General features: G+C 54.1%; 15 protein-coding genes. 10 read left to right on the top strand and 5 right to left on the bottom strand.

The window, feature by feature from the left end; all coding sequences use genetic code 11:
* The 3 genes from GT409_RS05470 to GT409_RS05460 all read left to right on the top strand — a co-directional run bounded on the left by GT409_RS05470 (position 1) and on the right by GT409_RS05460 (position 7,073).
* Positions 1-2,154: a sialate O-acetylesterase gene (locus GT409_RS05470; protein ID WP_160627704.1), complete on the top strand. Its 2,154-nt coding sequence runs from the start codon at positions 1-3 to the stop codon at positions 2,152-2,154.
* A gap of 33 nt (positions 2,155-2,187) precedes the next feature.
* Positions 2,188-3,708 carry a sulfatase gene (locus GT409_RS05465; protein ID WP_160627702.1) on the top strand — a complete coding sequence of 507 codons (1,521 nt, stop codon included), beginning with the start codon at positions 2,188-2,190 and terminating at the stop codon, positions 3,706-3,708.
* Between the two features lie 164 nt (positions 3,709-3,872).
* Positions 3,873-7,073 carry an SUMF1/EgtB/PvdO family nonheme iron enzyme gene (locus GT409_RS05460; RefSeq protein ID WP_160627700.1) on the top strand — a complete coding sequence of 1,067 codons (3,201 nt, stop codon included), beginning with the start codon at positions 3,873-3,875 and terminating at the stop codon, positions 7,071-7,073.
* Between the two features lie 764 nt (positions 7,074-7,837).
* Here the strand turns inward: GT409_RS05460 and GT409_RS05455 are convergent.
* The 3 genes from GT409_RS05455 to GT409_RS05445 all read right to left on the bottom strand — a co-directional run bounded on the left by GT409_RS05455 (position 7,838) and on the right by GT409_RS05445 (position 16,505).
* Complete coding sequence (locus GT409_RS05455) at positions 7,838-10,540, bottom strand: FG-GAP repeat domain-containing protein (RefSeq protein WP_160627698.1); 2,703 nt, start codon at positions 10,538-10,540, stop codon at positions 7,838-7,840.
* 10 nt (positions 10,541-10,550) lie between these two features.
* Entirely contained in the window at positions 10,551-13,304 is a 2,754-nt protein-coding gene (locus GT409_RS05450; protein WP_160627696.1) for an FG-GAP repeat domain-containing protein, read from the bottom strand.
* 132 nt (positions 13,305-13,436) lie between these two features.
* Complete coding sequence (locus tag GT409_RS05445; RefSeq protein WP_160627694.1) at positions 13,437-16,505, bottom strand: right-handed parallel beta-helix repeat-containing protein; 3,069 nt, start codon at positions 16,503-16,505, stop codon at positions 13,437-13,439.
* 343 nt (positions 16,506-16,848) lie between these two features.
* On the opposite strand from GT409_RS05445, the gene GT409_RS05440 reads away from it, so the two are divergent.
* Both GT409_RS05440 and GT409_RS05435 read left to right on the top strand, forming a co-directional pair.
* Entirely contained in the window at positions 16,849-17,415 is a 567-nt protein-coding gene (locus GT409_RS05440) for an RNA polymerase sigma factor (protein WP_160627692.1), read from the top strand.
* Positions 17,412-17,834, top strand: coding sequence for a hypothetical protein (locus GT409_RS05435; protein ID WP_160627690.1), 423 nt, complete (start codon positions 17,412-17,414; stop codon positions 17,832-17,834). Before GT409_RS05440 ends, GT409_RS05435 begins: the two co-directional genes overlap by 4 nt.
* Here GT409_RS05435 and galK read toward each other — a convergent pair.
* Positions 17,824-18,990, bottom strand: a complete 1,167-nt coding sequence (gene galK / locus GT409_RS05430) for a galactokinase (protein ID WP_160627688.1) — start codon at positions 18,988-18,990, stop codon at positions 17,824-17,826. The two genes, GT409_RS05435 and galK, sit on opposite strands and share 11 nt — an antisense overlap.
* 113 nt (positions 18,991-19,103) lie before the next feature.
* Here galK and GT409_RS05425 point away from each other — a divergent pair, with 113 nt between their 5' ends.
* From GT409_RS05425 to GT409_RS05405, 5 genes are read left to right on the top strand one after another with little or no spacing between them, the layout of a single operon-like run.
* Positions 19,104-19,955: a PocR ligand-binding domain-containing protein gene (locus GT409_RS05425; RefSeq protein WP_160627686.1), complete on the top strand. Its 852-nt coding sequence runs from the start codon at positions 19,104-19,106 to the stop codon at positions 19,953-19,955.
* Between the two features lies 1 nt (position 19,956).
* Positions 19,957-21,009 (top strand): aldose epimerase family protein, encoded by a 1,053-nt coding sequence (locus tag GT409_RS05420; protein ID WP_160627684.1) that lies wholly within the window; start codon positions 19,957-19,959, stop codon positions 21,007-21,009.
* Positions 21,009-22,037, top strand: coding sequence for a hydroxymethylglutaryl-CoA reductase (locus GT409_RS05415; RefSeq protein ID WP_160627682.1), 1,029 nt, complete (start codon positions 21,009-21,011; stop codon positions 22,035-22,037). The genes GT409_RS05420 and GT409_RS05415 overlap by 1 nt, the downstream gene beginning before the upstream one ends.
* Positions 22,034-23,047, top strand: coding sequence for a type 2 isopentenyl-diphosphate Delta-isomerase (gene fni / locus GT409_RS05410; RefSeq protein ID WP_160627680.1), 1,014 nt, complete (start codon positions 22,034-22,036; stop codon positions 23,045-23,047). Before GT409_RS05415 ends, fni begins: the two co-directional genes overlap by 4 nt.
* Entirely contained in the window at positions 23,044-24,198 is a 1,155-nt protein-coding gene (locus GT409_RS05405) for a hydroxymethylglutaryl-CoA synthase (protein ID WP_160627679.1), read from the top strand. The genes fni and GT409_RS05405 overlap by 4 nt, the downstream gene beginning before the upstream one ends.
* Here the strand turns inward: GT409_RS05405 and GT409_RS05400 are convergent.
* Entirely contained in the window at positions 24,183-24,779 is a 597-nt protein-coding gene (locus tag GT409_RS05400; RefSeq protein WP_160627677.1) for an L-threonylcarbamoyladenylate synthase, read from the bottom strand. The two genes, GT409_RS05405 and GT409_RS05400, sit on opposite strands and share 16 nt — an antisense overlap.
* Between the last annotated feature and the right edge of the window lie 5 nt (positions 24,780-24,784).

Below are 24,784 nucleotides of genomic sequence, written 5' to 3'. Positions count from 1 at the left end.
ATGTTCAGTAAACAACGCGTTGGTTTCATTGTTCTATGTTCGGTCGCTGCGATGTGTCAGGCATCGTTCGGCGTATCGCTTCCTTCCGTATTTTCGGACCACATGATTTTCCAGCGGAACCTGCCGGTTCCGGTCTGGGGCAGTGGAACCCCGGGAGAAAAAATTACGGTCGAGTTTGCCGGGCAAACCAAAACGACAGTCGTGGATTCTTCCAACCATTGGAAAATCATGCTCGACCCCATGCCGGCTTCTTCCAAACCTCGGAAACTGGATGTTTCAGGCTCCGACTCTGATGTCTCGTTTTCCGACGTTCTCGTCGGGGAGGTCTGGCTCTGCTCCGGACAATCCAATATGGAGTTTTTTTTGGGCAAGTCAGACACCGCAGAAGATGTCGCAACTGCCGACTATCCGCAGATCCGGTTGTATGATACGCCGCGGCTTCCCTTACGTGAGCCGGGAGACGATATTGTTGGACACTGGGAAGTATGCAGTCCATCCAGCGTAAAAACGTTTTCAGGGGTCGCTTATTATTTTGGACGTAAAATCCATCAGGATCTGGATGTGCCGGTCGGTCTGCTGCTGAGCGCATATGGCGGGTCCCGTATTGAAGGCTGGATTCCACCCTGCGGATATGCGCAGGTTCCGGCGCTGGCGGATTTGTATCAAACCAGTCTGAAGATGCCGGTTTTTTCCGGTGATGATAAAAATGACCGTCAGATTCCATCCGCTTTATACAACGGAATGCTTCATGCGCATGTTTCGTTCGGAATTCGGGGCGCGCTGTGGTATCAGGGCGAAGCCAACCGGCGGGAAGGAAATGTATATGCCGATCGGTTGCGGGCGTTGATCAAAGGGTGGCGCTCTTTGTGGGGATATGATTTCCCGTTCTATATGGTTCAGATTGCACCGTTTGAATGTGCCGGAGAAAATGCCCATCTGCTGCCGGCCCTGTGGGACGCCCAGCAGGAGGCTGTTCAAACGGTTTCGAATACCGGCTGGGTTGTTATTAGCGATTGCGCCAATCTGAAAAATATTCACCCGCGTAATAAAAAAGTTCCGGGAACCCGTTTGGCTCTTCTCGCCGAGGCGAAAACCTACGGAATGGATGTCGTTTATTCCGGGCCGGTTTCCCAAACATTGGAAAAAGCAGACGGCGAATTAAAAGTGCAGTTCTCTTTTGCGGACGGGCTGACCACCCGTGACGGCAAAGCGCCGGACTGGTTTGAAATTGCCGGGGAAGACCGGGTGTTCCGGCCGGCCGATGCGGTGATTCGCGGTGAATGGGTCATTCTGAGCTCATCAAAGGTTCCGGAGCCGGTGGCTGTTCGCTTTGCCTGGCATAAACTTGCTGTTCCCAACCTGACCAATGAAACCGGGATTCCTGCCGCGCCGTTCCGGGCCGGTGAATTTTCTAAAATAATGCCAGCGGCAGAGAATGAAAGAAACGAAGCTTCGGTACCGCTCACTTTTGTTCTGATCACCGGGGCCGGGAATTCGCCGGACGCCAACGGGCTGGGTTCGGTTGCCTATGATTATGAAATCGGCGTGTATGAGCTGACAGAAGGTCAGTGGAATGAAGCCTGTGCGGCTACCGACGGAGTCCTCCCGGGCGGAACCGAAAACGGGGAATTATTTCCGGTTGCATTAATCAGCTGGACGGAAGTGGCGAAGTATTGCAACTGGCTCACGACCGGCGACTTGAACCGCGGAGTCTACACCATATCCGGAGGAACGGTTTCCGGCGTAATGGACCATCAGGAGGCTGCGGAAAAGTTTGGTACGGCCTATGCAATTCCCACAGAAGACGAGTGGTATAAAGCCGCCTATTATTCGGTGTCCGAGGGAACCTATTCTGCGTATGCCAATGGTTCGAACGCGCAGGCCGAATGCACCAAAGGAATTGGGGAAAACTATCTGAAGAAAGGCGCCCTTTGGTCTGCGGGCGAAGGCTTGCGCGAGCAGAACGGCACCTATGATATGGGTGGGAATCTGGCCGAGTTCACCGAGACTCTGGCGGAGAACGGGGAGCGTATAACGCGCGACGCCTATTTTGGCTGGGGAACTGAGCCGTCCTCGTCCGCCGCCAGTGATAAAGCCGAAAATTATGTCAACAGCGCTTACGGTTTTAGAATTGTGAAGATTGTAAAGCCATAAGCGTAAGGACTTGCGAAATCGGGAAGCGATCCCATGCAAACAAAATATCGAGTCACATATTTTATTGGAGCAGTCGTCGGAGTGACGTTAGCTTTGCAGGGGGTTTCCTTTGCTGAAGAAAAACCAACGAAACGTCCCAATATCATTCACATACTTATCGATGATCTGGGGTTTGCAGACGTAGGTTGCTATGGAAATGATTTTTGCGAGACGCCGAACATTGATCGCTTTGCCGAACAGGGTGTGAGATTTACTGATGCGTATTCAGCCTCACCGATCTGTTCTCCGTCGAGAGCTGCTTTTCTGACTGGAAAGACTCCGGCAAGGCTTCATTTTGAATTTGTTACGCGCGATGAAGACCTCAGCTTTGACTGGAATGAAGAATGGGATAAACAATGGGCGGATTTCAAACTGGTGCCGCCTCCTTTCACCATCAACCTGCCTCTGGAAGAAGAGACCATTGCAGAGGCTCTGAAATCTGCCGGTTATAAAACCGGAATGACCGGGAAGTGGCACGTTGCCGGACATCATCTGCATTATAACGGATGGAATCTTACGCATGGCCCCAAACAGCAGGGGTTCGACTGGGCTGTAGATACGTTCGGTTCTCATCCGTGGGGTCAGAAAAAAGCAGATAGAATGAAATTCAAACCCTTTGAAAAAGGCGTGTTTGCAGAAGATGAGCTGACTCAGCAGGCTATACAGTTCCTGAACCAGAACAAAGACGGTTCAGACCCGTTTTTTCTTTTTGTCAGCCACTATTATGTTCACTCCCCGTTGGGAACCCAATGTAAATGGTTGGTCGACAAATATACAGAGAAGGCAAAAGCTCTTGGTCGGAACTACAGCAATGAACGTATTCTATATGCCGCATTTGTTGAAACCATGGATCATTATGTCGGCTGGCTGCTGGCTGCGATTGACGAATACGGGCTTACGGACAATACGCTGGTTGTCCTCACTTCAGATAACGGAGGAATGCCGGTTTGGGCATTTAATGCCCCTTTGCGAGGAAGCAAATGGAATCTTTACGAAGGTGGAGTGAGAGAACCCACGATGATCCGTTGGCCCGGGGTTGCCCGGCCGGGAGCCGTATGTCATGTGCCGATCATTTATACGGACTTCATGCCTACATATTGCGAAGTTGCCGGCACAACCCCTGTGAATCCGGATAAACTCGACGGCATGAGTATAGTCTCTATCCTTAAAGGAGATCCTATGCCTGTTCTTAAAAAACGCCCCTTGTACTGGCATTTTCCGTATTATCACTGGCGGGGCAAATATGAAAACTGTCCCGAAGAAATCGGTCTTAACGACGGATATGTCAGCCAGACAAAGCCTCAGTCATCCATTCGTGACGGAGATTATAAGCTGCTCTATTTCTATGAAGATCGGCGGTGTGAACTCTACAACCTGACGGATGACCCCAGTGAGCAGAAAGATGTAAGCGCATCGATGCCTCAAAAAACAAAACAGCTTCAGCAGACTCTGTTTGAGTATTTTAATAGCGTTGAAGCCCGCCTGCCCAGAGAGCATCCCGCGAATGCTCAATAATTAATGTTGATCAGGGCCAGATGAGACTGTGGTCGCACATGCCGAAAAAAGGTGAATGAATGCAGCATGCCCGATTATATAAGATGTTGTTGATTCTCTTGTGCGGACTGGCCTCGGGCCCTGCATTTCCGGAAATATTTCTTCCGTCGGTTTTTTCGGATCACATGATTTTTCAGCGGGAGCAGGCGGTTCCGGTTTGGGGAACGGCGGATCCCGGCGCGGAGGTTTCTGTTGCGTTTGCCGGCCAGGTGAAGATCGTTACGGTGGATGAGGATGGAGCGTGGCGGGTGGATCTGGACCCGATGGTTGCATCGACGGTTTCCCGGCAACTGACGATTTCTTCCGGTGAGGAGCAGGTTCAGATAGACGATGTGCTCGTGGGTGAGGTTTGGCTTTGTTCAGGCCAGTCCAATATGGAATGGCTTCTCGAAGATACGGATACCAGTGAGGATGTTGCAACGGCGGATTTCCCGCTTATTCGCCTGTATGATACTCCGCGGCTTCCATTACGCGAACCGGGGGCCGATATCGATAGTGCCTGGGAGGTTTGCAGCCCGTCAACAGTGGGCGACTTTTCAGGAATTGCTTACTATTTTGGACAAAAAATTCATCAGGATCTCAATGTCCCGGTCGGGTTGCTGCTGAGTGCGTACGGAGGCTCCCGCATTGAAGGCTGGATTCCTCCCAGCGGCTATGCGCAGGTCCCCGAGCTGGCGGACCTTTATGAAACCAGCTTGGATATGCCGGCTTTTTCCGGTGATGCAGCTTCTGATCGTCAGATTCCAACGGCGCTGTACAACGGGATGCTCCATGCGAATGTTCCGTTCGGAATCCGCGGAGCTCTTTGGTATCAGGGAGAAGCGAATCGCCGCGAAGGCCATACATATGCCGATCGTCTGCGCGCCCTGATTGGCGGATGGCGTTCCCTTTGGGGGCATGACTTTCCTTTTTATATGGTTCAGATTGCTCCTTATGAGTGTGCGGGTGAAGATGCCTCGTTGCTCCCCGCGCTGTGGCAGGCGCAGGACGAGGTTGCTCATACGGTTTCAAACACCGCTCAGATTGTCGTCAGCGATGTTGCCAACCTGACGGATATACATCCGCGTAACAAGCTGGTCCCCGGAACGCGCCTTGCGTTGCTTGCGGAAGCGCAAATCTACGGAATGGATGTCGACTATTCCGGTCCGGTTTTCCAAACCTTGGAAAAAGACGGCGCAAGCCTGGTGGTTACATTCAGGTTTTCGGAAGGCCTGTCCACCCGCGATGGAGAGTCTCCGGACTGGTTTGAAATTGCCGGTAACGACCGGGTTTTCTATTCCGCAGGTGCTGTAATCAGCAATAACAGCGTGGTTTTGACCGCTGAGCAGGTTCCGAATCCTGTTGCGGTTCGCTTTGCCTGGCATAAATTGGCTGTTCCCAATCTGGTGAATAATACCGGGATTCCGGCCGCACCGTTTCAGGCTGGAGATTTTTTTGAATCCCTGCCGGTGACGGTCATTGAACATAATGGTACGTCCGTTGCGCTTGATTTTGTTCCAATTGGGTTTTCAGGAAACTATCTGGATACCACCGGGTTTGGATCAGTGGCGTATGATTATAAGATTGGAAAATACGAGCTTACATACGGACAGTTCAATGTCGTTCAGGCCATCTCGGGCGGAGTGCTGAGCGGAGGACAGGATCGGGGAACGATGCCCCTGATTGAGACCAGTTGGGAGAATGTTGCCAAGTTCTGCAACTGGCTGACCTCCGGCGATTTTTATGACGGCGTTTATGAGTTTGATGCCGAGGGCAGCTTTGTCGAAACCGATCGGGCCGCCGCCATCGCAGAACACGGTACGGTGTACGCCATTGCGTCAGAGCATGAGTGGTACAAGGCGGCGTATTATTCGGGTGCAGACAACCGCTATTCAACCTATGCCAATGGACTCGATGCACAGTCGGTCGCCGGAGATAACAATCATTACGACGATGGTGCGCTGTGGCCGATCGGGCAGGGCATGGTGGAACAAAACGGCACCTATGATATGGGCGGAAATCTTGCAGAGTTTACCGAAACAGTCGGGGGCAGTTCTGAAACCCGCATTGTTCGGGATGCATATTACGGCTGGTCAACTCAGCCGTCAAAAGTGGCTCGGAATATCAATAAAACAATCTCATATACGAGCAGTGCTTATGGATTCCGTCTGGTGGAGCTTACGGAATTCTCAGAGGCGGCAGAGACCAACATCATCGGCTCTGCATCCAGAACAAGAACTGTCGAGCACGGCGGCACATCGGTTTCTTTCGGTTTTGTAGAAATTGGAGCTGCCGGAAATGCCGCGGATGACAATGGTCTCGGTGCGGTTGGTTATGTCTATGAAATCGGGCAGTGCGAACTGACCGAAGGTCAGTGGAATACAGTTCAGACAGTTAGCGGTGGAGCGCTTGGTGCCGGGACCTCCAATGGAGATGCCGCACCGGTCGCAGCCATTACCTGGAACGAAATAGCAATGTATTGCAACTGGCTGACGACCGGAAATTTTGAAATCGGCGCTTATGCGATCAGCAATGGTGAAGTTACCGGCATCATGGATCACGAAGCGGCCATGAACCAGTTTGGAACGGTGTATGTGATTCCAACCGTAGATGAATGGTATAAAGCGGCCTATTGCTCGTTGTCGAACGGAACCTATTCCGGTTATGCCAACGGCTTGAATACGCAGGCCGACGGCGAAAAAGGGACCGGGGAGAATCATCTGAAGACAACCGAAGGCGGTCAGGGACTTTGGAATGTTGGCGAAGGAATGCGCGAACAGAACGGCACCTGCGACATGGGTGGAAACCTGGCTGAATTTACGGAAAGCGGAAGTTGGGGAGAACGGCTTGTTCGCGATGCCTACTTTGGCTGGTCAGCAAAACCGGGAGCTGCCGAAAATTCAGGCAATACGAAGGCAGAGAGCTACAGCAGTACTGCATATGGAGTCCGTCTGGCGGCTTTGTCTTCTCTCAAAACAGCGCAAGGCGTTCCGGTCGGCTGGATGAATCTGTACGGCATTTTCTCCGATTACGATGCAGCAGAACTGACGGATGCAGATGGTGACGGTTTATTAATGTGGGAGGAATACTATGCCGGCACAGATCCGGATAGAAGAGAGTCGCTATTCCGAGCAGAAATGAACGGACTGGAACTCCGCTGGATGGCCGGATCCGGAAACGGAGCCCCCTTTGATGTCTACCGCTCCACAAATCTGACTGTTGGAGTGAACGGATGGGTTCGGGTGGCTTCAAACCTGACACGCAGTGTGTCGGGAACCAATATCTGGGTTGATAACAACCCGCCCGAAACGTTTGTTTTTTATAAACCGGCCATTGTTGTTCCCTGATCAGAGCCCGTTGGGACAAGACCAGCTCGGTTTTTCCAACCCTTGGAATTTGCTGGTCCGAAATTTTTTCAGATGGACACAGGGCTTTCAGGCCTCGGAAACCCCTGATAAATCATTGAATTCAGAGCCATTTGCAACATCCTCTCGGGTTAGAAGCTCTGTATAATGCTCCCAAAGCTTAATTTCTGCCTCTATCATGCTCTGAGTTGACTTTATCTGCTTCATGCATGTATGTTTTTTTATTAACATAAATGTTAAAGAATAAAAGATGCAGGAATCAATTCCGCCAGACCTGAGCACACAAATAGCGTACCCGGCAGTTCTTACTGCAAAAAATGGAACTCCATTTAACATCTTAGGTATTGATCTTGGGGGAATATGGGGAAAATTTTAGAGAACCACGATCGTCCACATTTAAAGGCTATACCACTTCCGGCAAAACATTAACTCAAGTATTCACTGTTGATGGCTTTTTCGATGGTATGGGAGGAGAAGACGACTTCGAACCCTTCAACTTCGGGAGCGAGTGGAGCAACCTCACAAGAGTCGAGTTTGGCTATGGGCACACATTCGACAACATCGCAGTTGTCAGTGTTCCAGAACCTTCAACAACCATCTTTAATGGGAATAGGATTCGTTTTGGCTTGGGCCGCAATAAAAAGAAAGTCGAACCAGTCAATCGGAGGTCGGGTCAGTTCTTGAATTTTGATTTTCCAGATATTAGAAAAAAGAAGCACTCCGCTTTCCAGGGTTTGGAATAATCGTCACGGCCAGGTGGGGGCGCGGCCGGGAAGGTCTTCGAAAGAGCTGCGCGGCTGATAGATGAGGAGCCCGTCTTCGGTTCCCATCAGCAGGTCGGGAATGCCGTCTTTGTTAAAGTCGGTTGCAACGGGGCACGGGCTGTGTGCCCCGCAGACAAGATCAAGGATCGGACCGCGGTCCGAAAAGACTGCGCGGTTGCCGGTCTGCTGAATATTTTCCATGAGGGCTGCGCCGTGCGGATAATAATTGACCAGCAGGTCGAGATCGCCGTCGCCGTCCCAGTCCGTAAGATCGAATTTACAGCGGCCGCTTTGTCCGGCCCATCCTGCATTCAGGCGCAGCAGCCGGTTTTCTTCCGAAGAAAGAGGCGTGTATGAATCAAGCGTTACGGAAGGAAGTGGAGTCAGGTCGCGCCGGTCGGGATTGTCCAGATCGGCTGTGTTCTCAGTCAGCGTGAATTTATAGCGGCGATGGCGGGAGTCGCGGCCCAGCTTTGCGGAGGTATCACGGAAGTGGTAGGTAAGCGCGCCTTGCGGGTCGCGCAGCCGGAAGTCGTTGATGCCGTCCTGGTTTTCATCCTTGAATTCGCGGTAGTGTGCGTAGTCGTAAACAAAATGGGTATCGGTGTTTTCAAAGATTCGTTCCGGGGGCAGCAGAATCAGCTGGTCATCAATTTTTTGGCGCTGCAGCCATGCCAGATAGCCTTCATGGTCGACAATAATCAGGTCGAGCAGCCCGTCCCGGTTCCAGTCGATGGCATCCAGGCTGGTGCGCCACTGTACCGGCAGGTCTTTTGGACCGGGCTGCCAGGTGTTCCATGGCGGTGCATCCGGACTGTCCGGCCATTGCACACAAATCGGCTGTGCGGCGCTGAATGCCGGCGCGTTTTTCTCTCCAATGTTGCGCAGCCACATGGCTTTTCCGGCAATGGTGTTAAGCAGAATGTCGATCAGTCCGTCCTGATCCCAGTCGGCAAGCGTTGGGACTGTGTACCCGTATTTCCGTTCTCCGGCACCCTGTGCAGAAAGTTTTTCGCCGGCCATAAAGCGATAGGGTTTTCCTCCGCTGATGATCGGTTTTGCGGCCGCCCATTCGAGAGGTGCGGTGGGCGAGAGGCTCCGGTTTTTAAACCAGCACAGAAAGCCGTCCGAATTGCCGCAAACGATGTCGTCGAGTCCATCGCCGTCGAGGTCGCCGGTGGACGGTGTGGCCAGTGCGCCGAAGGTGAGGACGCCGCCGGTTTTTTGGAAGCGTTGATGAACCGACCAGGCCGGCAGCTGGTTCGGCGTTTTCCGGTTGAGGTTTTCCAACCATTGGAAATCGCCGCTTTGGCCGCTCAGGATCAGGTCGATGTCTTCGTCATTGTCCCAGTCTGCCGCCGCCAGTCTCGCGTTTTGGGAGAAGTAGGTGAAGGGCTGTCCGCTTTCGGTAACCAGTCGAACGGGTGTTTCCGCATAAACCGGGAAGGTGTTTGGTGCGGCTTCGTTTTCATATACCCAGAGTTCGTCGCGGTTCTGGATGTAAACCAGATCCCAGTCTCCGTCGTTGTCCCAGTCAAAGGGAATGGCACGCGTGCTGATTTTCAGGGTAGAGCCGCCGGTGTTTTTTGCTGTTTTTTTGTCGGCAAGAATCGGGCGGCGGCTTTGACTGGTGTTGGTGAACCAGATGCACTTTCCTTTTTCAATCGAAACGAGGTCTTCGAAACCATCTCCGTTCCAGTCGGCAAAAAAGATGGATGCATTTTTGTCTACATCGAGTCCGGCGATCGGGGCCGATGCGGCGTAGCCGGTTTCCAGGAAGTGCGGATACCAGCGGTCGTTATCGAATACGCCGGGCAGATTTCCGCGGATGGAGGCGGCGTGGGTATCCGCCCGGTTGCGGCCGGTGTAGGATGGTTCATATCGTTGCGCCGGGGAAAACGTTTCGGGGCCGGTTCGTTCATAAACACTCAGTCCGCCGGTTCCGGCGGCGAACAGATCGAGCAGGCCGTCGTTGTTGATGTCCAGCAGGATCGGAACGGTGCCGAGTTCTCCGTAGATGATGTCGGATTCACCTTCCGCATAGCGCAGTCCATACTGTTTTTGACGTTCCGAATTTTCGAGTTGGAGCAGGGCCTTCTGGTCTCCGGGCTGCTCGAAGCGTCGCATAGTCCGATATTCGGAATCGGAGCCCTGATGAGCAAGCTGCCGGATGTGTTCGGACTGGAGAGCCTGCGGGCGAATGGTGACGTCGGTCAGTTTCGGATTGCGGATCAGTTCGTTAAGTTCCGGTGTGTTGATTGTGTTTGCATATGAATAAACGAGGGTTCCGTTTAGGAGAAGGCGCAATGGTGCACGGGAATCCTGCGGGTTATATGTGATGGCAAGGTGCACCCATTCGTTGGTGCCGATCAGCTCGCTTCGATACAGCTCGCCGGGCTTGTCGTCCGCCGGACGGAACCAGAATCCGATTCGGCTTCGGGCAGGGGATTCTTTTTGGGCTTCTTTCGGATTGTTCCAGCGCGCCTGAGCTGAAAACCAGGCGCGGCCGTTGTGCTGCAGCTCAAAAAAGTCCGGCCCCTTGGTTGTTGAGCTAACCGGAAACCGATCCGCCCGGATTTGACACATCAGCGTGAAACCGGACCCGGCCGGAACGGCCGGGGTCAGCGGATCGGCGAACGACAGGGCTCCCGTTAAGAGCAGAAGCAGGGATGCTCGTTTTTTCATAGCCTGACGATCATTCTTTTGTGCCCAGCATGTCTTCGTAGCTGGTGCGTGGATAGTGGTAGAAATATCCGTCTTCTGCTCCGATAAGCAGGTCGGGAATGCCTTCGCCGGTCAGGTCGATGACCGCCGGGCAGGTGGTGTGGCCGGCAAGAACATCGCCGACGATTTTTCCGCGGGACACAAAGATGAAGTCGGTGTTGCTGCCGATGTTTTCCAGAAAATCGATGCTTTTGGAATTCACGAGCAGGTCGAGATCGCCGTCGCCGTCCCAGTCAGTCAGGCGATATTTGCAGCGCCCGGAGCGTCCAGCCCATCCGCCGTTTGCACGCAGGAGCTGTCCGGTGTTGTCTCCAGCGGGGAATGTTTCTTCCTCAAAGGAGCGGGTTGGCGATTTTACATAATTTCGGCGAGATCCGCTGTAGGTGTGAGTCCGCGCCATGTAAAGCGTTTCTCCGTCGGCGGTTTTTTGTGTCAGGTCGTTGATGCCGTCTTTATTGACGTCGAACTTCATGGGTGCGGCATTGTTGTCCAGCACGCAGTCTTCGCCGGGAGCCATCTTAAAAATGCGCTTGCCGGGATTCACCATGCCGTCCGCACGGCGCTGATACCAAGCGAGATATCCTTCGTGGTCCAGCGTGACGAGATCGATCCGCCCGTCTTCATCAATATCCACCAGGTCGGGCCGGGTGCGCCACTCTACGGCCAGCTCGCTGTCTTCCGGATTCCACCAGTTCCATGCGGGCTTCGGCGGGGTTTCTCCCTCCGGCCATTTCACGTCGACGTCCAGCGGGCCGGTCAGCACCGGATTGCCGGGCGTGCCGATATTTTTGTACCAGATGATTTTTCCGATGATGCTGTTGAGCATCAGGTCGGGGAGGCCGTCCTGATTCCAGTCGGCGGTTCCGACGACGGTGTAGCCCCATTTGGCTTCGGCGGGTCCCTGGATGGAACCGTTTTCGCCGGCCATGACGCGGATGGTTTTTCCATCCGCTTTGAGGCGCACGGGTTCGGCCCATTTGGTGTCCGGGGCCAGCCCGCCAAGGTTTTCAATGAACTCAACAAAGCCGGCGGTGTTGCCGGTGACGATATCCAGATCGCCATCCTGATCCCAGTCGATGCAGTCCGGCGTCACCAGCGCGCCGCTTTTGACACGGTCTGCCTGCTGGCGGAAATAGACCGGCTCGGCAATGTTGCCGCCGCCGATGTTTTCGATGTAAACCACACGGCCGTCTTCTTTCCCGACAATCAGATCCGGGTCGCCGTCGTGGTCCCAGTCCACGGAGCTGAGAAGCAGCATTTCGAGTTCGAGGTGCAGGGTTTCTCCGTTGACGGTCAGGAACCGACCTTCCGCATAGCGCGGTTCTGTGCGGGTGCCGATGTTTTCGAAGAAGGTGATTTTGTCGAGAAATTCGCCGCAGATAAAGTCGAGATCGCCGTCGCCGTCCCAGTCGACCAGACAGGGTTGCGGATAGCCGTAGGTATCGATCGGTTCAATTTTTTGGGATGCACTGTATTTCGGCGCTTCGTCTGTTCCGGTGTTTTCGGACCAGTAAACAAAACCGTGCAGTCGGCCGGCGGTCCATTCTCCTTCTTCGTTGAAGGAGTCATCCCATCCGTATTCGCGCCAGTCGTCGGCGCCGAAGTAGAGGTCGGTGTCGCCGTCGCCGTCATAGTCGGCAAAGCGCCAGGTGCTTTGGCGGCCGGAGTAAAAATCCTGTTCGAAGGGAATGGTTTTGTAGGGCGAAGAGGTGGCGCGGGTGAAGTCGGTCCAGACCTTGCATTTTTGTTTATCCGGGCGGGTAATGAAGGTGCCGTTTGGAGTTTCGGAGTGAGCCATGTTGGCGTGGGCATCGCTGCTGAGCTGAACGGCTTTTTCCATGACGCCGCTGCCGTTGTTTTTAAACAGATAGGTTCCGCGGTATGGTTTGTCGCCGCAGCCGATCACCAGATCGTAGTCGCCGTCGTTGTCGTAGTCCATGGGGAAGGGGATGGACCACAGGCCGACGCCCAGATAGGGCGTAACGTCCGGGTTGTTGTATGCGAGGCGGCGATCTGCCATGTTTTCGGAGGTGTAAATGCCGGTTGGGATGCCGGCGAGCGCTTCGCGCCCTACGGCCCCTGCCCAGGTGCTGGCGACGCGGAGTTCATCAATTTTTGTGGTGCCTGACTGGTCGATCTGACGGAAAATGATCAGCTCAATATATGGCTCGGTTCCGCCTTCCTGCGAAATGCTGGAGAGCGCGGGCTCATCGCCGCTCGGATCCGGATTGAGATATAGTGAAAGTCTGTGATTTTGAAGTTTTGGATCAAAGTCGAGTTTTACTACGACCAGTACGGTTTGGCCTGGAAGTAATAAATCCGAAGCGTAGACCGATTTAGAGCTATGCCCGATCCCTGCTTTGTAGCCGCCCGGTGAGGGTGCAATGATGAAACGGGAGTTCGTTTTTTTGCCATACAGGCTGATGATGAGACTCGATTTTTCCGGAAGGTCGGCTTCATCGATTTCCATGAGGAAGGAGTAGTATACATCTCCTTCAATCCGGCGCATCAGATCGTATGCCTTTTGGTTGCTTTCCTGATTCCCAAGCAGAAGGTATCCGCCTTGAGATTCAGGAAGACCCTCTTTCTTCAGCGACTTCCCGGGAGCAATGCGGGCGGGAATGTTCGAGCCTTTCGAGCGCGGTTTCCAGCCGGGAAGTTTTGTGAGCGACTCCGCAGAGTCCGAAAACGGTTCGTACATATACAAGGTTGCTGATAGGGGCATAATCAGGCTCGTTGCAAATAGGCTCAGTATGCTCAGCCGAAGAAACTGTTTAGGATGCATGAAGGGTCCTTTCGATCATTGGTTTGGTTTATTAAATATCAAAATTTCATGTGGGCTGATATGAGAATTATCTCATCGAACAATGGGTGTGACCTTCAGGTATTGCTTGCTGTTGTCATCCGGATCTGTGTTCAGCAGGAACGCCGGGATGGCATGGGTCTGGGGCGCGGAGGGAAGCACAACAACGCTTTCTCCCCAGTCGGACATGGTGGATTCATAGTTTGAACTGCTGAATCCCTGGACCCGCTCATATTTTCTCAAAGCGGAGTCTACGGGAAATGTTCCGCCATCGAGCGCTATTGCTGAGACTCCAAGCACGTTTTGGTCGATCACCTGATCGGCCTGTGTGGCCCCCTGGCTCAGGCAATAGATTTTATACAGGCCGCTATCTTCGAGCGATGAAGAAACGGCCACTTCATCGGCGCCGGAATCGCCGTCGAAATCACCTCCGGCGATGGCGCTCCATCGCCGGGTGCCTCCAATATAGCCACTGGCATAATAGTTGGTTGTGCCGGGGCGGTAGAAGCGGACCAGTGATGAGTAGGTATTGATGCCGGCAATTTCGTCGCCGTTACCGGCATCGCCATCAAAGTTTCCGGCGGCAATATCCCGCAGATCAGCTGTCTCTGTGGTCGTGCTGCTCCACGTGGTGTCCGTTGGCTTGCGGTAGAACACGGATGTGGCACCTCCGCTGTAGATGGCTGCCACTTCATCGTAGCCATCCCCGGCAGTGTTAAAGTTTCCTCCGGCCAGTTCCCATATTTTTTCGGTATTGTTGGTGAGCAGGGTTACTGCTGGGTCTTTGTGCCCTCGCTGGAAAATATAGATCGGATACATTCCATCAACATCTGATGAGTGCACGGCGGCAATCTCATCGCCAGGGCCGGGAGTGAAGTCTCCGGCCGCGATGGCTCCCCAGCGCACGGTGCTTTTTCCGGACCGGTTTACCTCGATGCCGTTGCTGTCGTAAATGAGGATGGTGTAGTAGTTGGTTCCGTCCACTTTGGAAACCGGCGTGTCCCAGATTACAGCGATTTCATCGCCGGGGAGATCTTCCCAGAAGTCGCCGACGGCCGCATCGATCGGGGTTCCGCCGGATGCGTACACATCATTCATGGTTGAGGTGTTGACGATGAGGCTGTCGTTGATCAGCAGAGTGGCGTCGCCGCTGTACGTATCGAAGTCGGCAGAGCCGTCCGAGCAGATATGTGTAAAGCGATTGCTGACATCAATGTCTATGTTGCGGTCATCCAGATAGGTAAACCATTCGGCATACGTGCTGTTTGCGGTGTAGTCGGAGTTTTTAAACCAATAAGAAACCTGTGTGTTCGTCTGGTTCATGATGGTCGTCTCGATCAGGCTGTAAAACACGTTGTGCAGCAGGATTTCGTGTGTGACGTTTGAAAAGATGTTTCCGTTAATGATGTTGCCGGAGGTGTTTACTTTGATTCCGAATTCAGTATTCGAGATTTCATTATTCTCAAGCAGGTTATACTGGGCGTACTCGCGGCCTTCATCTGTTAAATCATAGCGGACATCCATGCCCATGCGTGCCCCGACTTCATATGCAACCGAGTAGCCATCGACTGTATTGTTTGCGATGACGTTGAAGCAGGCTCCGTTTTCTCGCAGGGTGCCATCCCCCTTATTTCGAAATAGTTTGGCAGCGGTATGGTAGGTTCCTGCCAGAGGAGCCCAGTGATCATTCCCGCTCAGAATATTTCCGTAGGTCGAGTCAATGCAGATATCACTGAAGTGGGCATCCTGCTGGTAGTTGTTATCCTGCCAGACGTTGTCAACGATGGTGTTGTCATGAGACCCATTACCTAAGTACATCCCTCCCAGTGCGCTTTGCATAATACTGCAGTTTGTTACGGTTGTCGCGGTACCGTTCAGATAAATTCCCCATTGGTTGCGTCGCATATCGCAGTTATTCAGAATCAGCGGGTGCGACTGGCTGGTAGAGCTCCATGTGCGGATTCCGTGGGTGCAGCCTTTAATCCAGATGTTCTTAATTTCGGTTGGGCCGATTAACGATTTGCGGGCCACCTTGCAGAGAATTCCTTCGGTGAGCGCATGGCGGTCAGCGGAAGGATAGGCTCTGTAGTTGCTGTAAAGCTCTCCGAGTGACGGCTTGGCAATTCGCAGGTCAATAAACGTTCCATTTCCATTAAAGGTAATGCCCCGGGAGCAGTCGCCCATATAAATCAGATAATCATAATTGGTGGCGAGCATGGATACGTCCGGTGCCCAGGGGTTGGAATAATCATATCCGGATGCCATCGTGACATCGCAGTCAATGGTAAATGGCCGGATTAGTTTTCCGTCCGAATACCAGTTGGCCCAGCGGTTGGTGTTCCATGGGTCAAAATCAGCCGAGCCGCTGCCGAGCACACCGTTCACTGAAAGGTCTGCAAAAGAGGGTGAAGGCGCTTCCCGGTTGGAGTGTTCGGTGGAGAAATAAATATTATCGATCGAATATTGCGCGTGCGGGCCGGCCATAAAGCAGGTGTTGCGAACGCCGATTACATCCAGCCCCTGCTCAAAGGTTTCGCCGCTATCGAGCAGCACAAAGCCGTCAACTGATCCGATCTTCGTTTCCTCAAAAGTCACTTTGTCGACAGTGTACAGGTCGAGGTTAGCCAGTGTTTTCCCATTTTCGTTGTACACATACATCTTAAAACGATGCAGAGACCCTGAAGACGCTCCGGTCATTGTGGCGGCAGAGCTGAATCCGCTGTCATTGTATACCCGCCCAATCGCGCTTGATCCGCTCAAGATGCATCCCGCCCAGTTCAGCGCCGGAGACTGATCGTTGTCTCCATCTTCATTAAACAGGCCGACAAAGACATTGGCGTTACCATCCCCGCCTTCGACGCGGTAATCGAATTGAAACCAGAACGGCGTGACCTCTCCTGCAGCCGTTCCGGCTTCAATCTCAGACGTTTCCAGTGACGTACAAATCATGGCAGCGCCGTCATCCACACTGTTCCGGTACAGATCGACATAAAGATAAGGCGTGTTATCCGGCTGGACGGTGATTTCGATGCTGGAACTGGCCCCGTTTCCGATCTCCGAGATCCAGCCGTTACTGTTCCACTGCTGAAAAACAGGGAAGACAGCAGAATTTTTTAAAAACATTATGAAACACAATGTTTTGATCATCGCATCACCTTTATTACTTTATGTGTAACATTAGATTCTCCAATGTAGAATTAAATTTAGAGTGGGTCAAGTCAAAATACGGTGGGCCCGGCCGATACGAATCGTTGGCAGGGCTTCACAATGAACAAAGAGGCCTTGGTTAAAATTGCATTGCCTCATCTGGGTCGGTTTGGCTGCGTGAATTTCCGAATCGCTTTTCTTTTTCCAAGGGTCAGAAACTCTGCTAGAACATTTTTTCAACCTTTGGAAAAATTTGTGTTAAACGTTCCAACCCTTGGAATTTATGACGGATAAGCCTGTACCAGAAAAACGGCCGGAGATGACCGATCTTGATCTCATCCGCCGCGCCCGCCTTGAAGATACTTCTGCCTACGAAGAACTGGTCCGCCGGTATTACAGTAAGATATACGGGCTGGTGTACGGTATGGTCAGCAGCCGTGAAGATGCGGAAGATGTAACCCAGGAGGTGTTTGTAAAGGCCTGGAAAGCGCTGGGTCACTTCCGGGAGCAGTCCGGATTCTACACCTGGATCTATCGCATTGCTGTTAATCGCGCCATTAATTTCCGCAAGCGGCGCAATCGCCGCCGAACGGTGCAGTTTGAGGATTTCGATCCCGATATCAAGCAGGCGGAGTCCTATAAGGAGTTTTCCAGCAAGGGATCGGTGCTCCGAAAAATGAATTTGGGCGAATTCCAGAAAAAAATGAACGAAGCCTTAATGACTCTGTCGGATAAACACAGAGCGGTTGTGATCATGCACGATGTGCAGGGGATGCCCCACTCTGAGATTGCCGAAGTTATGGGTTGCTCAGAGGGAACGGCCCGCTCACGACTGTTCTACGCCCGCAAGAGGTTGCAGGCGGAACTGGCGGAGTTCGAGTCATGAATAAAGAGAAAAAAGAAAAACTGGATATAGCCGGCCTGCTGGCACTGAAAGCGTTTGAACGCCCGGTTGAAGAGCGCGTGGAACGCAACATACAGAACACCATGCAGGCGGTTCGTGCCGCTCATGCGCGGCCCTCTCTGCTCCTGTTCCCGGATAAGAGCATGGCATGGATGTTTGCCCAGCCGCGTTATGGAATCGCGGCTCTGTTTATCATTTTCCTCGGACTTCACCTGGTTCGCGATCCGATGCCTCGCGATGCGGTGGGGCCTGCTATTGTGCAGGAACCGATGGTTGAAATGAATGTCGCAGCAATTGCCGACACAAATACACCGCCGGCAGCCATTCCGGCGATGCCCGCAATCCCTACAGTTCGGCCGAACTACTCCCCGCTGGTTCGGCCGGTATCGTTCACTGAATAACTTCAGCGCCGGCAGACGGAATCACGGTTAAAATTTCGGGGGTGATTCCTTTTTCTGCGCACAGCGCGCTGATTGTCTCTCCGGTTGCTTTTGCATCGGCTTCGCGCACCATCACGATGGCCGCGCCGCCGAATCCGCCGCCGGAAAGACGTGCGCCGAGCGCGCCGGCTTCGCGGGCTGCGCCGACAACCACATCCAGTTCAGGGCAGGAATTTTCAAAGTTTTCGATCGAGCTCTGGTGCGATTCGAACAGTGCGGCCCCGAATGCGGTGAGATCGCCGGATTTTAATTGCTCAACGCCCTGTTCTACGCGGGTGATTTCTCCAACAACGTGGGCGGCGCGTTTGGCTGCACCGGGATCAATCTGCCCTTTGAACTGCTCAAACTCCTCCCATGAAACATCGCGCAGAGCGCTGACGGGGTGGTCGATTCGTTTTGCCAGCTCTTCCGCGGCCTGTTCGCAGCGTTCGCGGCGTTCGTTATAGGGCGAGTCGGCCAGGCTGTGCTGAACCTTCGGGTTGACTACCAGAAACTCAATATCATCCGGCAGATCGACGCCGGAAACTTCCAGACTTCGGAAATCGGAATGAATCAGGCCGTGGTGACGGCCGAAAATACTGGAAAACTGGTCCAGCAGTCCGCAGTTGGTGCCGGCAAATTTTTGTTCCGCCTTCTGGCAGAGCTTGGCGACTTCTTTAAGGTCGAGCGTTTTGCCGATCAGGTTCAGGACGGCAGTGGCGGAGGCCACTTCGAGCGCGGCGGAGCTGGAAAGTCCTGCGCCCATCGGGATGGAGCCGAAGAAGGTGCAGTCGATGGCGTCGATGGGCTCGCCGGTGATTTCCTGAATGTAGAAGAACACACCTTTCACGTAGTTGGCCCAGCCTGCACCGGAAACTTTTTCCATGTCGGAGGTGTCAAATTCAGCCACTTGATCGACGTCAACGGCCAGCAGACGAATGCCGGGTTTGTCTGATTTGGAAATGCAGAATGCGTGTCCGCGGTCAATAGCTGCGGAAAGGACGGTCCCTTCGTTGTAGTCGGTGTGGTTTCCGACCACTTCGATACGGCCCGGGGCCCATGCTTTGGAGTCGGGAGTTTTTCCAAATTTGTCGATATGCGCAGTCGTGGCCTTTTCGATAACAGCTGTTTTTTCCATATGAGAGTCCTCCAGATTTAAACGGGAAATGATAGATCGGACCGGCTTTCCTCGCCATAGCCGAAACAGGCAAAGTCATGGACTTTTCGCGCAAAATGTGCATAGTTTGTTAAATGCTGACAACTCTGAATCACACGATCAGCCAGCAGGTGGCGGATATCATTGATATTTACACGGAGCTGCACGGAACGCGGGTGAGCCTGTTCGGGCCGGATCGGCAGATGCTGTACCCGGCGGCGGAAGGCCGCCCGAACTGCACATATTGCCGGATGCTGCGCGAAACGCTGGGGCAGGATTCGCGCTGCCGGGCACTGGACGGCAGTATGATGGATGCGGCGCTGGAACAGCGGACTATGATCTCCTACACCTGTCACGGCGGCATGCGCGAAGCCGTCGCCCCGCTGTTTTCGGCCGGACAGTTGGCCGGGTTTGTGATGATTGGCCAGTTTCGAAGCCGGACCGCACCATCCATTTCTCCGTATAAGGCGCAATGGGAGGAATCGCAGGGCAACAATGCCCTTCAGGAAGCTTTTCTGGAAAGTACGGTTTTGCCCGAGGAAAAAATTGAAAACCTGCTGGCGATGTTCAGCCAGCTGCTGGAGCTGATCATTCGCGGGCAGCTCATTCACCGAAAAGACTATGACCTGATTGAGCCGGTGATTGAACAGATCCGCCAGAATCCGGCACAGCCCCTGCGACTGGATGAGGCGGCCCGCATCACCGGCCGGAGCGCCTCCACCGTGACCCGCCTGTTTAAAAAAATGACCGGTCGAAGCTTCAAGCAGTATCAGGTCGACATGCGGCTGCAGCGGGCCGGCGAACTGCTGGTTGCCCGGCCCAATTGCCCGGTTGCCGAAATCGCCCGGGAAATCGGAATAGAAGATCCGTTTTACTTTTCCCGTTTATTCCATAAACATAACGGACTTTCGCCCAGCGACTATCGCAAAACCCATCAGAGGAAATGAAATGGCTGTAACATCAGAAGCTTTTGGAAAAAACCTGTTCGGTGAAAACGTCGACCTTTTCACCTTAACCAATTCAAACGGCATCCGGGTTCGCATCATGAATCACGGCGGGATTATCGTTTCGCTGGAAACACCCGATCGCGACGGCAACATGGCCGATATTGTTCTTGGCCACGATACCGCCGCAGAATATGCCGACGGCGGACCGTACTTCGGCGCAGTCATCGGTCGGTTCGGCAACCGGATCAAGGACGGAAAATTCTCGCTCGAAGGCGTCGACTACACGCTGGCGCAGAACAACGGCCCGAATGCACTGCACGGCGGCTTGAAAGGATTCGATAAAATCATTTGGGACACTGAGATCCTTGAAGATACTGCAATCCGCATGCGCTATGTCAGCGCTGACGGTGAAGAAGGATTCCCCGGTGAAGTTGAAACGGTAATCACCTATACGCTCACTGACGACAACGAGCTGAAAATCGACTATTCCGCTGAAAGTACCAAAGCCACTCCGTTCAATATCACCAATCATTCCTACTTCAATCTCGCCGGGCACGACTCCGGCATCGCTGTCGGTCAGATTATGACCATCAACGCGGACCGTTATCTGCCGATCGATGCGACATCCATTCCGACCGGAGAAGAAGCCTCCGTTGAAGGAACGCCGTTTGACTTCCGCACGCCGCACGTAATCGGGGCGCGGATAGATGAGGATAACGAGCAGCTCGCCTTTGCCGGCGGATATGACCACAACTGGTGTCTCAACAAAGAAACCGACGGCGAAATCTCCTTCTGTGCCCGTTCCGAAGATCCGGTCAGCGGACGTGTGATGGAAACGTTCACCACCGAGCCCGGCGTGCAATTCTATGCCGCAAATTTTCTCGACGGAACGTTGAAAGGGAAGGGAGGCTGCATGTACGTTAAACGCGGCGGATTCTGCCTCGAAACCCAGCACTGGCCCGACTCTCCCAACCAGCCGCAGTTCCCGAACACCATCCTTCGCCCCGGCGAAGCGTTTCTTTCTCAGACGATCTATAAATTTTCGGTCAACTGATGAGCGAGTTATTTGCCAATGTTCCGCTGAAGTGGGTCGGGCCGGTCAGAATCACCGGGCCGGAAATCGACGTCGAAACCGAACTGCCGCTGGCGACCTATGAGTCGCCCGTGTTCGCCACCGTCAACCGCGGCGCGCGCGTCGCCACCGTTTCCGGCGGTATTAAAGCCGTCGTCATCGACGAACGGATGACCCGCTCCGTCCTTTTCGAAGCGCCGGACGCGATCGTCGCTTTCCAATGTCTGGAAAAAATCAAAGCCGATTTTCCGAACCTTGGAAAAGCCGTCGAAACGACCAGCCGCTTCGCGAAGCTCATCGACATGGATTCGCAGATCGCAGGCAACCTGCTTTTCCTGAGATTGGAATACACGACCGGTGACGCCTCGGGCCACAACATGGCTACGCAGGCCAGCGAAGCCGTCATGAACCACATTCTCGAGCTTTGCCCGGAACTGAAATATGAATCGCTGTCCGGCAACTACTGTTCCGACAAAAAAGCCACTGCCGTCAACGGTATTCGCGGGCGCGGTAAATATGTCGTCGCCGAAGTGACCATCCCCGAAAAAATGGTCCGCAAATATCTCAAGAGCACGCCCGAAAAAATCGCGCAGATCAACGTTCGTAAAAACCTCATCGGCACCATGCTCGCCGGCGGGCTGCGCTCCGGCAATGCGCACTACGCCAACATGCTGCTCGCCTTCTACCTCGCCACCGGACAGGACGCCGCCAACATTATCGAAGGCTCGCAGGGTATCACGCAGGCCGAAGTGCGCGACGGCGATCTCTGGTTTTCCGTCACGCTTCCCAACCTCATTGTCGGCACCGTCGGTAACGGAAAAGGCCTTCCCTTCGTCGAAGAAGTGCTCACAAAACTCGGCTGCCGCGAAGACCGTGAGCCCGGTGCCAACGGACGCCGGCTCGCGCTCATCTGCGCCGCCTCCGTCCTTTGCGGAGAACTCTCCCTCCTCGCCGCCCTCACCAACCCCGGCGAACTCATGACCGCCCACCGCAAGCTGGAGCGCTCATGAAAGATATTCGCAAGCGCAAAACGGAGCACATCGACATTGTCGCGAAAGATGCGTCGATGGACCGGCGGAAGTTTTATTTCGACGACATTCGTTTGACGCATCGCGCGTTGCCGGAGATCAACCTCGCTGATGTCGATCCGTCGGTTGAATTTCTTGGCAAAAAGCTCAGCTTCCCGTTTTTGATTTCGTCGATGACCGGCGGCAGCGATGAGCAGATCCGGACGATCAACCACAACCTCGCGCGCGCGGCGGAAGCCGAAGGCGTGGCGATGGGCGTCGGTTCGCAACGGGTCATGTTTTCGGATCCGGCGGCGCGCGCCAGTTTTGAGCTGCGTGCCGCCGCGCCGCACGCGCTGCTGTTTTCTAATCTCGGCGCTGTACAGATCAATGAGGGGATGACGATCAGCCAGATTCGCAGTGCGGTTGATGCGTTGAATGCCGATGCGCTGATCCTGCATCTCAATCCGTTGCAGGAGGCGGTGCAGCCCGAGGGGGATATTAATTTTTCGGGTCTCTGCGAAAAAATCGCTGAGGTGGTTCGGGATCTCTGCAGGCCGGTGATTGTAAAGGAAGTCGGAGCGGGCATATCGCGGGCCGACGCGGAGCTGCTGGTTCAGGCCGGCGTAAAAATCATTGATGTGGCCGGCGCGGGCGGTACATCCTGGAGCCGCATTGAAGCGGCGCGCAGCGGTGATCCGTCACTGGGCGAGCTGTTTCAGGACTGGGGGATTCCGACGCCGCAGGCGCTTCGGGAACTTTCCGATCTGGATGTCACGCTGATTGCGTCCGGCGGAATCCGTACCGGAATCGACATGGCCAAGGCAATGATCCTTGATGCGTCGCTGTGCGGCATGGCCCGTCCGCTGTTGACTCCCGCGATGGAATCCGTCGATGCTGTTCGTGCGGTGATTCAGCGCATTCGCAAAGAATTTGTCACAGCCATGTTCCTGCTTGGCGCAGAAAACGTTGAACAGCTCAAAGGAAACAGGAGTCTCATTCTTTCGTCATGAAGATCGGCATCGACCAAATCAGTTTTTATACCTCGCAGTATTTTCTGGATTTGAAAACGCTGGCGAAGGCGCGCGGCGTGGATCCCGATAAATACCGGGTCGGAATCGGGCAGAGCCGCATGGGGATTCCTCCTCCGGATGAAGACATTGTGACGATGGCCGCCAGCGCGGCCTTCCGGCTCAAAGAGCGCGGCGCGCTCGATGGAGTGGAAAATCTTCTGCTTGCCACGGAGAGCGGGATCGACCAGTCGAAAGCCGCCGGGCTGTTTGTTCACGGTCTGCTCGGGTTGCCGAGCCGCTGCCGGGTGGTTGAGCTTAAACAGGCCTGCTACAGTGCGACCGCTGCGCTGCGCATGGCGATGGGGCTCGTTGCCATGAAGCCGCAGAGCAAGGTTCTGATTATTGCATCTGATGTCGCCCGCTACGAACTGGACAGCCCCGGTGAGTCGACACAGGGTTGCGGTGCGGTTGCATTTACCATTTCTGCCAATCCACGACTGGTTGCCATTGATCCGGAATCCGGCTTTTATGCCGATGATGTTATGGATTTCTGGCGGCCGAACTATCTGTCCGAAGCGCAGGTGGACGGCAAGTATTCGACGCTGATTTATATCAAAGCACTCAAAGAGGCATGGAAGCAGTACGCTGAAGAATCCGGTCGATCGCTCGATGATTTTGCACGTTTCTGCTATCACATTCCGTTTACCCGCATGGCGGCCAAGGCGCACCAGAAACTGGCGCGCGGCATTTCCGACGAGGAACTCGAGCAGGTGATCGGCGAGTCGCTGATTTACAGCCGTGAAGCGGGCAACTGCTATTCCGCATCGCTCTACGTCGGCATCACCTCGCTGTTCGACAACTGCGCTGAAGACTTAAGCGGCAGGCGGATCGGGCTCTACAGCTACGGCTCCGGCTGTGTCGGCGAATTTTTCAGCGGCGTTGTTCAGTCCGGTTACCGCACTGCGCTGCTGAAAGAGGTGCATCAGGAACTGCTGGCAGGACGCACGGAGCTTACCTTCCAGCAGTATGAGGATATTTATAATTACGGGATCCCGACCGACGGCGGCGAGCATGTGTTTGCTCAGTACTGCACCGGCCCGTTCCGCTTCGCCGGAATCGAAGCGCACAAGCGCATTTATGAATCCGTGTAGCGCTTGAGCTCTTCGGCAGAGACTGCCCCTTCGCGCAGAATTTTTGTTTCATTGGCTGAGCATAGAAGCACTGTGCTCGGAACCTGGGTTGATGTTTCTCCGGAATCGAGAAACAACGGCACATCGTTTTCCAGACATTGGAACGCATCCTGAGCGTTTGTGGCATCGGCCCCGCCGCTTTTGTTGGCGGAGGTCAGCGCAATGGGTCGTCCGAAGGCGCGGGCGAGGGCCAGCGGTACTTCGTGGGCCGGCACGCGGAAGCCGGTGGTTCCCTCCGGTGTATTGAGCACGAGTGTCAGCGGGCCGGGCCAGTATTTCTCGGCGAGGGCTTTGCCGTCGCGGCCGAAGTCCGCGCCGAGTGCCTCAACCTGTTCGAGCGACGCGGCCAACCGTGCGATCGGCTTGCCCCGGTCGCGCTCTTTTGCGCAATAGAGCGTTTCAATATGTTCCGGAGCGCAGGCGATTCCATAGACCGTTTCGGTCGGAACCACCACCCGCCCGCCCGCTTCCAGAATTCTGCAGGCCTGCTCAATAATCTCCGGCTCGGGATGTTCGGCATTCACTTGAATCAGTTTACTCATGCGAA

This window comes from Tichowtungia aerotolerans (assembly GCF_009905215.1).
In the GTDB taxonomy this organism is placed as follows: domain Bacteria; phylum Verrucomicrobiota; class Kiritimatiellia; order Kiritimatiellales; family Tichowtungiaceae; genus Tichowtungia; species Tichowtungia aerotolerans.
Note: the sequence above shows the minus strand (reverse complement) of the source record. Positions and strands in the feature narration are given on the sequence as shown.

Bases quoted from the DNA above. Each gene is read 5' to 3' on its own strand.
- GT409_RS05400 (WP_160627677.1), bottom strand. From the start codon at position 24,779: ATGAGTAAACTGATTCAAGTGAATGCCGAACATCCCGAGCCGGAGATT.
- GT409_RS05425 (WP_160627686.1), top strand. From the start codon at position 19,104: ATGCTGACAACTCTGAATCACACGATCAGCCAGCAGGTGGCGGATATC.
- galK (WP_160627688.1), bottom strand. From the start codon at position 18,990: ATGGAAAAAACAGCTGTTATCGAAAAGGCCACGACTGCGCATATCGAC.
- GT409_RS05445 (WP_160627694.1), bottom strand. From the start codon at position 16,505: ATGTTTTTAAAAAATTCTGCTGTCTTCCCTGTTTTTCAGCAGTGGAAC.
- GT409_RS05470 (WP_160627704.1), top strand. From the start codon at position 1: ATGTTCAGTAAACAACGCGTTGGTTTCATTGTTCTATGTTCGGTCGCT.
- fni (WP_160627680.1), top strand. From the start codon at position 22,034: ATGAAAGATATTCGCAAGCGCAAAACGGAGCACATCGACATTGTCGCG.
- GT409_RS05450 (WP_160627696.1), bottom strand. From the start codon at position 13,304: ATGCCCCTATCAGCAACCTTGTATATGTACGAACCGTTTTCGGACTCT.
- GT409_RS05415 (WP_160627682.1), top strand. From the start codon at position 21,009: ATGAGCGAGTTATTTGCCAATGTTCCGCTGAAGTGGGTCGGGCCGGTC.
- GT409_RS05405 (WP_160627679.1), top strand. From the start codon at position 23,044: ATGAAGATCGGCATCGACCAAATCAGTTTTTATACCTCGCAGTATTTT.
- GT409_RS05455 (WP_160627698.1), bottom strand. From the start codon at position 10,540: ATGAAAAAACGAGCATCCCTGCTTCTGCTCTTAACGGGAGCCCTGTCG.
- GT409_RS05420 (WP_160627684.1), top strand. From the start codon at position 19,957: ATGGCTGTAACATCAGAAGCTTTTGGAAAAAACCTGTTCGGTGAAAAC.
- GT409_RS05435 (WP_160627690.1), top strand. From the start codon at position 17,412: ATGAATAAAGAGAAAAAAGAAAAACTGGATATAGCCGGCCTGCTGGCA.
- GT409_RS05440 (WP_160627692.1), top strand. From the start codon at position 16,849: ATGACCGATCTTGATCTCATCCGCCGCGCCCGCCTTGAAGATACTTCT.
- GT409_RS05465 (WP_160627702.1), top strand. From the start codon at position 2,188: ATGCAAACAAAATATCGAGTCACATATTTTATTGGAGCAGTCGTCGGA.
- GT409_RS05460 (WP_160627700.1), top strand. From the start codon at position 3,873: ATGATTTTTCAGCGGGAGCAGGCGGTTCCGGTTTGGGGAACGGCGGAT.